This is a genomic window from Pseudomonas guariconensis, from assembly GCF_900102675.1.
Lineage (GTDB): Bacteria > Pseudomonadota > Gammaproteobacteria > Pseudomonadales > Pseudomonadaceae > Aquipseudomonas > Aquipseudomonas guariconensis.
Map to the genome: position 1 here is coordinate 1 of NZ_FMYX01000021.1, position 13,707 is coordinate 13,707.

Below are 13,707 nucleotides of genomic sequence, written 5' to 3' on the forward strand. Positions count from 1 at the left end.
CGGAAGTACGCAGTGTTGGTCGGCTCCGAGCCGTTGCTGAGCATTTCGAAGGGGTGCTGCGGATGCTGGAAGCGCTCCAGGCCACGCTCCTTGAGCGGGTTGAAGCACACCACCTGGGCACCGCGCTTGACCGCTTCGCGCAGCGGTTCGAGCATGCGCGGGTGGTTGGTGCCGGGGTTCTGGCCGATGACGAAGATCGCGTCGGCTTCCTCCAGGTCATCGAACACCACGGTGCCCTTGCCCACGCCGAGGGATTCGCCCATGCCCACGCCACTGGCTTCGTGGCACATGTTCGAGCAGTCCGGGAAGTTGTTGGTACCGAAGGCCCGCACGAACAGCTGGTACAGGAACGCCGCTTCGTTGCTGGCCCGCCCAGAGGTATAGAACTCGGCCTGGTTGGGCGACTCGAGCGCCTGCAGGTGCTGTGCGATGAGCGCGAAGGCGTCGTCCCAGGAGGTTTCCACGTAATGGTCGGTGGCCGCGTCGTAGCGCATCGGGTGGGTCAGTCGGCCCTGGTATTCGAGCCAATAGTCGCTCTGCTCGGCCAGGGCACTGACGCTGTACTTGGCGAAGAAGGCCGGGTCCACCGAACGGCCGGTGGCCTCCCAGTTGACCGCCTTGGCACCGTTCTCGCAGAACTTGACCATGTCGCTTCCCGGCGATTCGCCCCAGGCACAACCGGGGCAGTCGAAGCCGCCGTTCTGGTTGGTCTTGAGCATCATGCGCAGGTTCTTGAAGGCGTTCTCGCTGCCCAGCCAGGCCTTGGTCACACTCTTGAGCGCACCCCAGCCAGCGGCGGGGCCGTTGTAATCCCTGATGTGGTTGTCTTCGCTCATGGGGGTCCTCGGGCGCTTGAAAATGCACCGGCAGTGAATCTCCGGCTTTTTTCCAGCCTATGAAGAGCGGCCCCAACGCGTCCAATCGATATGCCTGACAGTGTGATAAACGGTTTCGATCAAGACCGGCAAGCCGCGTATTTCTTGGCCTGCGACCATGATAGAGGAGACTGATCGTTTAGTCGGGGAAAGCAATTTGACGGGGGTGCGCACAGGTTATAGCTTGGAACTAGTCCGCGGCGCCCCGCCGCTTCACCTAACCTGCAGAGCACGATCGTGGAAGAAAACACCCGGGCACTGATCGACGGATTCAATCGGCGCATCGACTATCTGCGGATGTCGGTGACCGACCGCTGCGATTTCCGTTGCGTCTACTGCATGGCCGAAGACATGCAGTTCCTGCCGCGCCAGCAGATCCTCAGCCTCGAGGAGCTGTATCAGGTGGCCGAGCGTTTCGTCGCCCTGGGGACCCGCAAGATCCGTCTGACCGGTGGCGAGCCTCTGGTACGCCAGGGCATCGTCGAGCTGTGCGCACGTATTGCCGCGCTGCCTGGTCTGCGCGAGCTGTGCCTGACCAGCAACGGCTCGCAATTGGGCCGTCTGGCCCAGCCGCTGTTCGATGCCGGCGTATCACGCCTGAACATCAGCCTCGACAGCCTCGATGCCGAGCGTTTCCGCAGCCTGACCCGCACGGGTGACTTGAACCAGGTGATCGCCGGCATCGACGCCGCGCGCAGCGCCGGGTTCCAGCGCACCAAGCTCAATTGCGTGGTGCTAAAAGGCCGCAACGATCATGAAATCATCGACTTGGTGCGCTTTGCCGTCGATCGGGAACTGGACATCTCCTTCATTGAAGAAATGCCCCTGGGCGTGATCAACGAGCATGAGCGCGGCGAGTCCTACTGCTCCAGCGATGAGGTGCGCGCACGCATCGCCGAGCATTTCACCCTGGTCGACTCGGCCGAGTCGTCCCAGGGCCCGGCCCGTTACTGGCGCCTGGCCGAAGCACCACACACCCGGGTCGGTTTCATCTCGCCCCACAGTCACAACTTCTGCGCCACCTGCAACCGCGTACGCCTCACCGTCGAGGGCCGCCTGCTGCTGTGCCTGGGCAACGAGCACTCGATGGACCTCAAGCAGATCCTGCGCGCCCATCCAGGCGACGCCGAGCGCCTGGAACGGGCCATTCGCGACGCCATGCAGCTCAAGCCCTACCGCCATCACTTCGAAGTCGGTGGCGAGGTGCAGATCCTGCGTTTCATGAACATGACCGGCGGCTGACCGGCCGCCTCTGGAACACCATGATCGTCCATCCCCGCCCCGATGTGCTGCGCGTGCTGTTCACCCTCAAGGGGTCGATCGTCAAACGCATTGCCCTGCGCTGCCTGATGGTGACCTTGCTGGCCGCCTTGATCGTGCTGATAGAGCATCACTTTCCGGCGTTCTTCTACCCGGTCAGTGCTACGCCATTCACGCTGCTGGGCCTGTCGCTGTCGATCTTCATGAGTTTTCGCAACAACGTCTGTTACGACCGATGGTGGGAGGGTCGCAAGGCCTGGGGGCAACTGATCATCGAAGCGCGCTCGTTCATCCGCGAAAGCCAGGTGATCAACGATGAGCACCTGCGCGCCCGGCTGCTTCGCGGGCTGTGCGGCTTTGCCCACGCCCTGAATGCACGACTGCGCAACGAAGATGAACTGCAGGCTGCCGGCCCCTGGCTGGCCGAGGCTCCCCGCGCAGGCTCTTACAACCCATGCGACGCCATCCTGCGCGAGATCGGCGAGCAGTGCTCGCGCCTGGCCGCAGACAAGCACATCAGCGAATGGCGTTACACCCTGCTCGAACAGCGCCTGGTGGGGATGTCGCAGGTGCAGGCGACCTGCGAGCGGATCAAGAGCACACCAATGCCCTTCCCTTACACGTTGCTGTTGCATCGCACCAGCTACATCTTCTGCCTGCTGTTGCCCTTCGCCCTGGCCGAACCCCTAGGCTGGCTGGCCCCGGCGTTCACCACCATCATCAGCTACACCTTTTTCGGTCTGGATGCCATCGGCAACGAGCTGGAAGACCCGTTCGGGCGCGATGAAAACGATCTGCCGACCGATGCTCTGGTACGCACCGTCGAGCGCGACGTGCTCTCAGCCCTGGGACACGAGCCACTGCCGCCGGCGTTGATGCCGGTCGATCATGTGCTGAGCTGAGCAACCGCCGCGCGGCCTGTCGCAGTGGGCTTATGCGTGAATACATCAGTGGGCCCACCCGCGCATTCGCGGGTGCCTGCCAAGCGCTTGTCTAGCCGCGGCTTTCGCAGGCTCCCACCGCCTTGAGGTGCGGGACGAAGTTGCATGGCCGGTGCCGCGCATCCAGCTGCTCCACCAGAATGCCTTCCCAGGCCGTGCGACAGGCGCCGGTCGAGCCCGGCAGGCAGCAGACCAAGGTGCCGTTGGCCAGCCCGGCCAGGGCCCGGCTCTGCACGGTCGAGGTGCCGATATCGAGAATCGACAGTGCCCTGAACAGCTCGCCGAAGCCATCGATACGCTTGTCGAGCAGGCACTCCACCGCTTCGGGGGTACTGTCGCGACCGGTGAAACCCGTGCCACCGGTGATCATCACCACCTGCACCTGTTCATCGGCGATCCACTGGGCGACCTGGGCGCGGATCTTGTAAAGGTCGTCCTTGAGCAGCGCGCGCGCCACCAGGCGATGACCGACCTCCACCGCTCGGGTGGCGAGCAGCTCGCCCGACGTGTCGTTATCGAAGGTGCGGGTATCGCTGACGGTCAGCACGGCGACATTGAGCGGTACGAACACTGCATCCGGTTTCACACTCACCTTGGTTTCCTCTGCATGGGGCATGGTCACATCACGCTAGGGCCAACCCTTGGGCGACGTCCAATCGATATGACGAACCAAACCATCAACCGGCTCTATCATCACGAAACAATGGCCAGCCACGGCAGACTTGGTTAAGGTCGCGCAATCGACTCCTTGCCTGCCAGACCGCGCCATGGACATCAAACAGCTCAAATTCCTCATCGCCCTCGACCAGACCCGACACTTCGGGCAGGCCGCCGCGTTGTGCCACATCACCCAGCCAACCTTGTCCATGCGCCTGCGCAATCTCGAAGACGAACTGGACCTGGTACTGGTCAAGCGCGGCCAGCGCTTCGAGGGCTTCACCGAAGCCGGCGAGCGCATCCTGGCCTGGGCCCGCACCCTGCTCGCCGCTCACGACGGCCTGCAGGCCGAGGCCGCCAGTTGCCGTGGACAGGTGGTCGGCAGCCTGCGCCTGGGCACCGTGCCGCTGGCCAGCTTCAATCCCATGCACCTGCTGCTGCCGTTGCGCGAGAAGTACCCGGAGCTGCACTTTCAGGTCAGTTCGCTGAGCTCCGAGCAAATCATCGATGGCCTGAGCCGCAACCAGCTGGACCTGGGGATCTGCTACCTGGACCAGGTCAATACCAGCTTCTTCGAGGTGATCGAACTAGGCACCACCACCATGGGCCTGCTGCATGACACCCGGCATTTCGCCTTCGACGGACCGCAATTGCGCTGGGAAGCCTTGGCCAACCTGCCGCTGGGCCTGCTGAGCAAGGGCATGCACTACCGCCAGTCGTTGGACCTGAGCCTGCGTAGCCGGGGCCTGGAGCCCGCTGCGGTGCTGGAGAGCGACTCCACGTTCCAGCTGATCCAGGCCATCAACACCGGCCTATGCTGCGCGGTGATGCCGCTCGATTGCGGGCTGGAAGAGTTGTCCGAGCACTTGCGCATCCTGCCCATCGCCGATGCCAGCATTCACAGCCCGGTAGGCTTGCTGCTGCGCCGTAGCGAGCCGCGCTCGGCGATTGCCGAGCAGTGCTTCGACGAGGCCAAGGCGCTGTTTGCCCAGCAACCCTGAGCGTGTCCCGGTAGATCTCAAGGATGCTCCGGATCGTGCCCCAACGACTGCCGGCGATGAACCTTGACGGTTTGCGGAGAAATCGCCAGACGTTCAGCCATGGCCTTGGATGAGGAACCACGCAGGATCAACCGAGCGCCCCGCCCTGAAATGACTCAACGCATCGCGCACCTGGGCCGCCACCGGCTCGCCCGCCGGGATCAGGCGTTGGCGCAGATCTCATCAACGACCACCAAAACTAGGAAACAGAGCGCAAGCTACCCAGCGCCTCGCCCGTCAGGAACAACAGCGAGAACAGCTCGCTCTGGGAGTTCACGTCCAGCTTGCGGTACACGTTGCGCCGATGGACCTTCACCGTCTCGGCGGAAAGCGCGAGCTTGGCCGCGGCCTCCTTGTTGGAGTGGCCGGAGAGGATCAAGCGCACCACATCCAGTTCCCGTGCGGTGAGCACCGACTCCAGCTGCCGGCGCGCTTCATCGCGACCTTGGGCAAAGTCCAGCGCCGGTTTGCCCGCAAGTGCCCGCTCCGGCAGGCTCTCGAAATGCAGGCGCTGGCGCATCAGGCCGATCAGCCATGGGCGGATCAGCTCAAGCATGGCGAGCTGCTCGGCGCTGAACCGTCGGCAGCCCCCCAGCGACAGGCACAGCGTGCGCCCCTGCCCCACCACCACGTTGAACTGGACTTCGTCGGCGACCACGTTATGGGTGAAATACAGCCGGTAGTAATCAGTCTGCTGGAAGTGCTCCGGGGCGATGTCGGCCAAGCGCACCAGACCGGTCTGCGCCTGCTCCCGACTGTTGAGGTAGAACGGGTCCAGCAGGTACAGACCATTGGCGTATTCGCTCACCAAGGGGTCGATGCCCTCCCGGTCATAGGGGCTTTGGTCGAAGATCAGTGGCTTGTCTTGGCTGAACAACAAGGCAACCCAGGAATCCACTTCGACGAAGTCGCCCAGCAACGTGGCCAGCGTGCGCCAGAAGCTTGGTCGATCGAGGTGCTCGATGCACTGGCCTATGCCCTGGTGCCACGAAAGATCCTGCAGACTCAGGCCCATGCCTACCCCCGGGTTAACCACTCGGCGTGATTGTTTTGACAGTCGTTGTTTTCATACTTGCATCACCCTTTGCAAAAGTCACCCGACCTCAAAGCGGTCGGACACCACGAGACGGACGCCCTATGAAGATCGAAGTCATACAAACCACGACGCGCGATGGCGACACGCCCTACAACCTCAGTTGCATCCTCAAGGACATCGCCCAGTGTGCGCCGGACACCGACGTCGTGCTGTTCCCCGAGTCGCACCTGACCGGGTTTCTCAGCCAGGAAGACGTCGGCACGCTCTCGGAGTCCGTCGATGGCGAAGCCGTGCAGGCAGTGGTCGAAGCGGCGCGCCAGCGCAATGTGGCGGTGGTGCTGGGGCTTTATGAAAATGCCCATGGCACCTTCTACAACACCACGCTGTTCATCGCGCCAGAAGGCATTCTGCTCACTTACCGCAAGACCCACCTGTGGGTGCCGGAGCATGGCATCGTGGTGCCTGGGGATCGCTTCTCCACCGTGGAGTGGCGTGGGGTGCGCATCGGCCTGCTGATCTGTTACGACAGCGAGTTCCCCGAGACGGCCCGGGCACTGACGGCACTCGACGCACAGGTGATGCTGATCACCGATGGCTTGGCCGAGCCCGAGGATGACGTGCATCGTGTGTCGGTGATGGCCCGGGCGATGGAGAACCAGGTGTTCGCCGTGGTGGCCAATCGGGTGGGCAATGGGCCGGACGACTGCATGTTCGTCGGCAACAGTCTGGGGGTCGACCCCTTTGGCAGGACGCTGTTCGAGGCAGGCCGGGGCGAGTCACGGCATACCGTGACCCTGGATCTGTCGCTGATCGGCAAGGCCCGTGCCTTCCACGACTACCGCGCCAACCAGCGCATCGCCCTGCCGGGTGAGCGCATCGAGCATCCCAACGGCCTGCGCGAACTGCTCATCGGCTAAGTCCCGGGTGGCGCCTGTACTAAACCGCGGCGCCTGCTTCGCGAGTAAACCCGCTCCCTCAAGTGCTGCAGTGTCATTAGAAACACTGCTGTACCTGTGGGAGCGGGTTTACCCGCGAAGTGGCCAGATCTGTCGATACAGGACTATCGCCATCCCCTCTCAATGCCGGGCCAGCACCGCCTCACCCGCCACACCAGCAGGCGCTTCGTCGATCTGCGCCATGCTCAGGCGCGAAGTCTCGCGCAGCATCAGCGAACACACCGCTACCAACGCCAATGCCCCAGCTCCATACAGGGCCACGCCCAACGGGTTGTGGTCGGTGAGGATGAGGATCGCCGTGGCGATGCTCGACGCTGTCCCACCGCCCAGCGCGGCACCGATCTGATAGCTGGCCGAGATCCCGGAATAGCGCATGCTACGCGGGAACTGCTCACCCAGAAATGCAGGGATCGGCCCCTGGGTCGCGCCCATCAGCAAGCCCGTGAGGCTGTAGGCGAACAAAGCGATGCCGAAACTCTTCATGCCTACCAGTTCGAAGAAGGCGAACAGCCCGAGCGCCATGACCACCGCACCGAACACCATCACCGTGCGCCGGCCCAAACGGTCGGACAGGTAGCCGAACAGCGGCGCGGAGAACACGATAGCGATCGACAAGGTCAGGTCGAACATCAATGCCTGGGTGCTGCCGAAGCCCACCTGGGTGGCGTAGGTCAGGAAGAACGTGCTGCCGATGTAGGCGATGGTGCAATAGCCGAAGGCAATGCCGGTGCACAGCAACAACTGGCGCGGACGCTGGCGCAAGGCTTCGGCCAATGGTGCACGGACCGGCTTGACCGCCGGGGCTGCGACCGGTGCCGGTGCTTTCAAGCGTGCGTACAGGCCGATCAGCACCAAGGTGCCGCCGAGCCAGAACGGGATGCGCCAGGCAAAATCCACCAGGTTGTCGTTGAAGGCGGCACTGACGATGGTGAACACCACAGCGCCGAGGATGCCACCGACGCCGATGCCCATGCTGGTAAAGCTACCCCACAGTCCTCGCCTGCCCGGCGGCGCCGACTCGATGCCGAACAGCGCGGCACCGCCCCACTCGCCACCGGCGGCGAAGCCCTGGATCAGACGCAACACCACCAGCAGGATCGGCGCAACGACGCCGATACTGGCATGGCTTGGCAAGCAGCCGATGAGGAAAGTGCTCAAACCCATGAGCAGCAAGGTCGCGACCAGCACCTTCTGCCGGCCGATGCGATCGCCATAGTGGCCGAACACCAAGCCGCCCAGCGGCCGGGCGAAGAAGCCGGCACCAAAGGCGCTGAAGGCCACCAAGGTCGCGGTCAGGTGATCCATCTGCGGGAAGAACACCTGGGGAAACACCAGCGCAGCCGCGGTGCCGTAGATGATGAAGTCATAGAACTCCAGCGCAGTGCCCATGCCGGAGACGCAGAAGGTCCGCAGCGCAGACCGGGACGACGCAGGTTTGGATTGTTCCGCATGCATTGTTGTTGTTCTCGTTGTCAGCGGGTGCCGCCCTGCTCAGGCGGCACCGGGTGGGGCTCAGAAACGTTCGAAGCCAGCCTTGGCCAGTTGCAGCGGCGTGCCCGCCACGTATTCCAGTACGCAGCGCTCGGTATCGATCCCCACGCTCAGCAGGGTTTCCCAACGTTCGGTGTCGGGCATGGCCATGTCCGGGTGGAAGCAGATCGGCGCACTGTCACCTTGTGCGCCACACATGGCTTCGGCGCGGGCGCGCAGATCGGCACTGCCCATCTGGCCGATCACCTGCTCCAGGTGGCCCAGGCGGCACTGGGTATCGGCACGGTCGGCAACCTGCTCGCCCAGGCTCAGTTGCGGGTCGAGGAAGTGGTTGGTGTGCAGCAACCAGCCGTCTTCACGCGGCAGCACCAGCGCCGTGCGCTCAGGGCTGAGCTCGATGCTGACGGCGCGCGGGCTGCTGTCCTCGCGGGAGAACACGGTGAGCACGGTGGAGGCACTGACCCGCGCCGAACGGGCCAGCTCGATGGCCTCCTCGACGCTGCTGGCCTCTTCGAGCAGACGACGGGCAATGGCGTGCACCGGCACACCGCCGCTGTCGTTGTCACTGGTGTGGTGGAGAATGTTGAAGTGCAGCCCCAGACCTGCGCTGTTCACGCCCAGCTTGGCAAGCATGCCGAATTCGCAGAACAGCTTGACGTTCATGCCACGTTCGGTGTGCAACGCCAGCATCAGGCCATGAGGGCAAAGGCTGTCGTGCCAGTCCCAGGTCTGCAGGGTCTGCGGCGCCCGCGGACCGCGCGGGGCATGCACGGTGGTGGAGCATTCGCTGTGGCGGGTGCGTGCAGCCAGCACCTCGGTGCGCGCGTTGAGGCTTGCCAACTGCCACACCGGCAGGTCGGCGCCGCTGGCCATGCCGATCACCTCGGCCGCCAGATTCGGGCTCCAGGCTTCCAAGGCGGCCAGACTGTTTTCGCCGATACGTTGCGCCTCGCGCACGGACACGCCCACCCGAGGGAAGAAGTCCAGGTAGAGCTGGGTGGTATGACGGATCTGCTCGGCGAAGCGCTCGCCGATCTGGCGACCACGCTCGGCAGGCGTGCGGATATCGGTGACTAGGGTATGGATCTTCACTGCGGGGAACTCCTGGTACAGCAGGCTCGGGGCATCGTTGCTGTTCTGGAAAGAGTGGGGCCGCCTCGCACCTCCGCTGCATGCACCTGCCTTGGGGGTGGCAGATGGTACTGGACCGGGCACGAAGTGGCCGCTGTGTTCAGGCAACCACCGCTAGCCTAGCGAGCCGCCCGCGGTGGATCATCGCCACAACCCGCACAACTTTTGTGCCCAGGCGGAACAATTGCGCCCCGCAGCCCGATCACAGCCCCTGGCTGCGCAGTTGCTCGTGCAGCAAGGCGATGAACGCCTGCACCTTGCGCGTGTTGCGCCGATGGGGCAGGTACAGGACGTGCACCCAGGGCCCGAAGGCACTCAAGGCCCGCCAGTAGTCCGGCAACACTTCCACCAGTTGCCCGCTGGCCAGATAAGGCGCGGCGCACCAGGTGGGCACGAACTGCAGGCCATGGCCATCGAGCAGGCAGGCGAGCAAAAAGTCGAAATTGTCGCTCACCAGCCGGGGCGTGGGCTGGCGCACACGCAACGTCTGGCCTTCATGCTCGACCCACCAGAAGCTGCGGTTTAGCAGCGGATGACGCAACAGCAGCCAGTCGTGCTGGGCGTAGTTCTCCAGGGTGATGGCCTCACCACGTCGGGCCAGGTAGTCGGGGCTGGCACACAGCACCACGCGGTTCTCGATCAGCGGCTGGGCAATCAGTTCGGGCTGGTCGGTGGGGCCATCGCGCAGCGACAGATCGTAACCGCCGTCGATCAGGTCTTCATTGGCATCGTTGAGGTTCACCTCCAGGCGCACCTGCGGGTGTTCACGCATGAAGCGAAAGCAGACCTGGTTGAGAAACGCCGGGCCGAACGAAGGCGGCGCGGTGATGCGCAAAGTGCCGCGCAGTTCGTGCTGCAACTGCTCCACCTCCTCGGTCACCAGTTGCAGATGCATCAAGGCCTGGCGCGCACCTTCCAGATACACCGTCCCGGCCTCGGTCAGGGCCATACGCCGGGTGGTGCGCTCGAACAGGCGCACACCGAGCTCGGCTTCCAGGTGAGCGACGGCCTTGGTGATGGCCGAAGGCGTCTTGCCCAACTGCTCGGCCGCACGACTGAAGCTGCCGTGTTCGGCGGCGGCGACGAAGATGGTCAGGGCCGTCATTTTGTCCATGGTTTCTTCCTGTTCGGCACAAGCGAGGCAATGAAGAGCGCGTGCGGGTATCCACGCCTTTCCATCAAACCCGCAAACACCGCGGATTTGAATAGGCGTCGAGCGGCGTGTGGCTTGCGCCATGGCAATCATAGGCCAGGGATTGTTTCCCGATCGCGAAAAAAGTTGTGCCTGTCGTCGCATTTAACCGGCCTTGCGCGTTGGCTAGGCTGCGGCGCAATCACAACAAGAACGAGGCACCGAATGAAGCACCTCCTGAAGATGGCGATCAGCGCGGGCCTGGCCTGCACCTCCCTGCACAGCTTCGCGGCAGTGGACGTGATCTTTCACAACGCCAAGGTCTACACCGCCGAGCCAGGCCAACCGCTGCAGCAAGCGGTGGCGGTCGAGGGAGAGAAGATCGTTGCCGTGGGATCCGACCAGGCCGTGCTGCGCCTGAAGGCCGCCGCCACCCGCGTCATCGACCTGGGTGGCAAGGTGCTGATGCCGGGCATGCTCGATTCTCACTCCCATGCCATCAAGGGCGGCCTGCAACTGGAACTGGCCAACCTGATGGGCGAGCAGATCCCGCTCGATGAACTGGAACAACGCCTGCTCGAGTGGCGCAAGGATGGCAAGGCCGTGCGAGGCGAATTCCTGGTCGTCGGCGGCGTGCCAGGGACCTATTGGGATGACATCCCAGCCCTGGAGCAGCGCTTCAACCATGGGCAATGGGCCGAGCAGCCGATCCTTCTGGCCGCCAATGATATGCACACCGGCTGGGCCAACCTGGCCCTGCTCAAGCGCGCCAAGATCGATGCCAAGACCATCGCGGCATTGCCTGCCGAGGCGCGCAGCACCATAGGCCAGCATGAGGACGGCACACCCAACGGGTTCCTGGCCGATGCCAGTTACTACCCGGTGACCGACCTGCTGCCACCGCTCTCCCACGAAACCCTGATGACCGCCGGCCGCATGGCCCTGGACTACTCCAAGCAGCTCGGCATTACCGGCTGGATGGACCCACTGGCCAACGAACTGCCCGGGGCGGACGTGAAGAACGACTCGCTCGGCGTGCTGCCGGTCTATAAGGACCTCTCCCAGCGCGGCGAGCTGACGGCCCACATTGCCGCGCTGCTGATGGCCGACTCAAAGGCCCGCCCGGCCGACCTGGATGAGCTGGACAAGGTACGCCAGCAGTTCCTCGGCGTGCGCAACCTCACCCTGCCCGGCATCAAGGTCTTCGCCGACGGCGTGGCCGAGATGCCGGCGCAGAGCGCAGCGATGCTCGAACCCTACAAGAACTCCGGCCAACGCGGCGAACTGCTGCTGGACCCGAAACACTTCGGTGAGCTGGTCGATGCCGCCGATGCACGCGGCTGGCTGGTGCACGTCCATGCCATCGGCGACCGCGCCGTGCGCGAGGCGCTCAATGGCGTAGAACAAGCCCGACGAGCCCGTCACAGCGGCGTCCCCCATTCGATCACCCACCTGCAGATGGTCAGCGCCCAGGACTACCCGCGCTTCAAGCAGCTCGATGTGATCGCCTCGATGCAGTTGTACTGGGCCAGTGCCGACGAGACCAACCTCGATCTGGTCAAGCCGTATGTCGATGAACACGCCTTCGCCCATAGCTATCCGGCCCACTCGCTGTACAAGGCCGGGGCGACCATCGCCGGGGCAAGTGACTGGCCGATCACTACCCCGGAGCCGTGGAAGGCGATCTACCAGGCAGTGAGCCGCAAGGGCCCCAAGGGGGTGCTCAACGCTGACGAGGCCATCGACCGGCAAACCATGTTCCAGGCCTACACCCTCAATGCCGCCCGCGCCATGCGTCTTGAGCAGCAGGTGGGCTCGCTGAAAGTCGGCAAGCAGGCGGACATGATCGTCTTGGACCGCGATGTGCTCAGCGTCGACCCCGAGGCGCTGCGAGATACCCAGGTGTTGCAGACCTGGTTCGCCGGCAAGCAGATCTACCAGCGCTGATCGCTTGGCGGGCCAACCCGCTCCACAGGCGCAACACCGACGCCTGTGGAGCGGGTTTTATCCGCAAAAAGCCACACCCCGCGTCACCCGTGCACAACAACAATAAACGGAAAGCATCGAATGACCTTACGCAACCTCATCGCAGGCGGCCTGCTCGCCTGTGCCCCGCTGGCCCATGCCATCGACCTCAATGACGATTTCAGCCTCGAGGCCAAGGCTGGCGTGTTCAGCGACTACCGCACCCGTGGCATCTCCCAGACCCAGAACGATCCAGCCCTGCAGGGGTCGCTGACCCTGGCGCACGCCAGCGGCCTGTACGCAGGCGTATGGAGTTCGAACGTCGACTTCGGTTTCGGCAGCAGCACACGCCAGGAGCTGGACTACTATGCCGGCTACTTCTGGCAGATCAACGACGATGTCACCCTCGATACTTCGTACATCAAGTACGTGTACCCGCGTCAGGGCAACTTCAACTATGGCGAGTACCACACCGAACTGCGTGCCTGGGGTGTGCTGCTCGGTGGTAACTACTCGGAGAACTTCAACGGCGACCAGTCGATGCTCTACAGCTATATGGGCTACACCACCCTGCTGCCGTTCGACACCGACCTGCTGGTGCGCTACGGGCGCAACGACTACAAGGACCCAAGCTGGTTCGCCAATGACGGGACCAGCCGGGACGACTATCACGAGTGGGAAGTTAAGCTGACCCGCACGATGCTGTCGCTCGATTGGTCGGTCAGCTACATCGACACCGACCTTTCCGAAAACGAATGCGCCAGTTACCTGGGTTTCAAGGATGTCTGCTCGGCCACGGTGGTGGCTGCGGTCAGCAAGACATTCTGATCCCTGCGGCCCCCAGGGCTGCCGCCGGCTCCCACGGGTACTGCGCCGAGCCTGAGAACGGCGCGATACCTGTGGGAGCGGGTTTACCCGCGAAGGACCCGCCTCAGATCCTGAAGCTGCCCACCAGTTGCTTCAACCGCCCCGCTTGCTGGCTCAGGGCATCGCAATGGCGCAGGGTTTCGTTGAGGTTCTCTACCCCTTGCTGGTTGAGGCTGTTGATCTGGGTGATGTCCAGGTTCAGGCTCTCGACCACTGCGCTCTGCTCCTCGGTGGCGGTGGCCACCGACTGGTTCATGCCGTCGATCTCGCCGATGCGCTGGGTCACGCTGGCCAGGCGTTCACCCGCCTGGTTGGCCACCTGCACGGTCTGTTCGCTGGACACCTGGCTTTCGTTC

12 protein-coding genes and 2 pseudogenes are annotated in these 13,707 nt (G+C 63.7%); 6 read left to right on the plus strand and 8 right to left on the minus strand.

What is annotated here, in order from left to right:
- On the minus strand, positions 1-836 hold an 836-nt coding region (locus BLS27_RS23275; protein ID WP_167358133.1), incomplete at its 3' end, for a molybdopterin-dependent oxidoreductase.
- A gap of 276 nt (positions 837-1,112) precedes the next feature.
- Between BLS27_RS23275 and moaA the strand changes: the two genes are divergently transcribed.
- Together moaA and BLS27_RS23285 are read left to right on the plus strand one after the other, a co-directional pair.
- Entirely contained in the window at positions 1,113-2,117 is a 1,005-nt protein-coding gene (gene moaA, locus BLS27_RS23280; protein ID WP_043215298.1) for a GTP 3',8-cyclase MoaA, read from the plus strand.
- Positions 2,118-2,137: 20 nt separating this feature from the next.
- Positions 2,138-3,037, plus strand: coding sequence for a bestrophin family protein (locus tag BLS27_RS23285; RefSeq protein WP_043215296.1), 900 nt, complete (start codon positions 2,138-2,140; stop codon positions 3,035-3,037).
- Between the two features lie 91 nt (positions 3,038-3,128).
- On the opposite strand, the gene moaB is transcribed toward BLS27_RS23285, so the two are convergent.
- The gene (moaB, locus tag BLS27_RS23290; protein WP_043215300.1) at positions 3,129-3,668 is read right to left on the minus strand and encodes a molybdenum cofactor biosynthesis protein B; all 540 of its coding nucleotides are present in this window, start codon (positions 3,666-3,668) and stop codon (positions 3,129-3,131) included.
- A 175-nt stretch (positions 3,669-3,843) separates the two neighbouring features.
- Here moaB and BLS27_RS23295 point away from each other — a divergent pair, with 175 nt between their 5' ends.
- Positions 3,844-4,734 carry a LysR family transcriptional regulator gene (locus BLS27_RS23295; protein ID WP_043215294.1) on the plus strand — a complete coding sequence of 297 codons (891 nt, stop codon included), beginning with the start codon at positions 3,844-3,846 and terminating at the stop codon, positions 4,732-4,734.
- 17 nt (positions 4,735-4,751) lie between these two features.
- Here BLS27_RS23295 and BLS27_RS23300 read toward each other — a convergent pair.
- Together BLS27_RS23300 and BLS27_RS23305 are read right to left on the minus strand one after the other, a co-directional pair.
- Positions 4,752-4,944: pseudogene (locus BLS27_RS23300) on the minus strand (LuxR C-terminal-related transcriptional regulator); the annotation flags it as partial.
- Positions 4,945-4,972: 28 nt separating this feature from the next.
- Positions 4,973-5,788 (minus strand): helix-turn-helix domain-containing protein, encoded by an 816-nt coding sequence (locus BLS27_RS23305; protein ID WP_090346947.1) that lies wholly within the window; start codon positions 5,786-5,788, stop codon positions 4,973-4,975.
- A gap of 122 nt (positions 5,789-5,910) precedes the next feature.
- On the opposite strand from BLS27_RS23305, the gene BLS27_RS23310 reads away from it, so the two are divergent.
- Entirely contained in the window at positions 5,911-6,726 is an 816-nt protein-coding gene (locus BLS27_RS23310; protein WP_043215282.1) for a carbon-nitrogen hydrolase family protein, read from the plus strand.
- 159 nt (positions 6,727-6,885) lie between these two features.
- Here the strand turns inward: BLS27_RS23310 and BLS27_RS23315 are convergent, their stop codons facing one another.
- From BLS27_RS23315 to BLS27_RS23325, 3 genes are all read right to left on the minus strand, one after another.
- A complete protein-coding gene (locus BLS27_RS23315) occupies positions 6,886-8,220 on the minus strand; it encodes an MFS transporter (protein WP_090346948.1) in 1,335 nt (444 codons plus the stop codon).
- 57 nt (positions 8,221-8,277) lie between these two features.
- A complete protein-coding gene (locus tag BLS27_RS23320; RefSeq protein ID WP_043215277.1) occupies positions 8,278-9,348 on the minus strand; it encodes a C45 family autoproteolytic acyltransferase/hydrolase in 1,071 nt (356 codons plus the stop codon).
- Positions 9,349-9,589: 241 nt separating this feature from the next.
- Complete coding sequence (locus BLS27_RS23325) at positions 9,590-10,501, minus strand: LysR family transcriptional regulator (RefSeq protein ID WP_043215275.1); 912 nt, start codon at positions 10,499-10,501, stop codon at positions 9,590-9,592.
- 243 nt (positions 10,502-10,744) lie between these two features.
- On the opposite strand from BLS27_RS23325, the gene BLS27_RS23330 reads away from it, so the two are divergent.
- Both BLS27_RS23330 and BLS27_RS23335 read left to right on the plus strand, forming a co-directional pair.
- Positions 10,745-12,466, plus strand: a complete 1,722-nt coding sequence (locus BLS27_RS23330; RefSeq protein WP_090346949.1) for an amidohydrolase — start codon at positions 10,745-10,747, stop codon at positions 12,464-12,466.
- A gap of 120 nt (positions 12,467-12,586) precedes the next feature.
- A complete protein-coding gene (locus BLS27_RS23335) occupies positions 12,587-13,312 on the plus strand; it encodes a TorF family putative porin (RefSeq protein WP_043215270.1) in 726 nt (241 codons plus the stop codon).
- 103 nt (positions 13,313-13,415) lie between these two features.
- On the opposite strand, the pseudogene BLS27_RS23340 reads toward BLS27_RS23335, so the two are convergent.
- Positions 13,416-13,707: pseudogene (locus BLS27_RS23340) on the minus strand (chemotaxis protein); the annotation flags it as partial.

What these genes read in the sequence shown, in the direction of transcription:
- BLS27_RS23285 (WP_043215296.1), top strand. Translation starts at nt 2,138, where the DNA reads ATGATCGTCCATCCCCGCCCCGATGTGCTGCGCGTGCTGTTCACCCTC.
- BLS27_RS23295 (WP_043215294.1), top strand. Translation starts at nt 3,844, where the DNA reads ATGGACATCAAACAGCTCAAATTCCTCATCGCCCTCGACCAGACCCGA.
- BLS27_RS23305 (WP_090346947.1), bottom strand. Translation starts at nt 5,788, where the DNA reads ATGGGCCTGAGTCTGCAGGATCTTTCGTGGCACCAGGGCATAGGCCAG.
- BLS27_RS23310 (WP_043215282.1), top strand. Translation starts at nt 5,911, where the DNA reads ATGAAGATCGAAGTCATACAAACCACGACGCGCGATGGCGACACGCCC.
- BLS27_RS23315 (WP_090346948.1), bottom strand. Translation starts at nt 8,220, where the DNA reads ATGCATGCGGAACAATCCAAACCTGCGTCGTCCCGGTCTGCGCTGCGG.
- BLS27_RS23325 (WP_043215275.1), bottom strand. Translation starts at nt 10,501, where the DNA reads ATGGACAAAATGACGGCCCTGACCATCTTCGTCGCCGCCGCCGAACAC.
- BLS27_RS23330 (WP_090346949.1), top strand. Translation starts at nt 10,745, where the DNA reads ATGAAGCACCTCCTGAAGATGGCGATCAGCGCGGGCCTGGCCTGCACC.
- BLS27_RS23335 (WP_043215270.1), top strand. Translation starts at nt 12,587, where the DNA reads ATGACCTTACGCAACCTCATCGCAGGCGGCCTGCTCGCCTGTGCCCCG.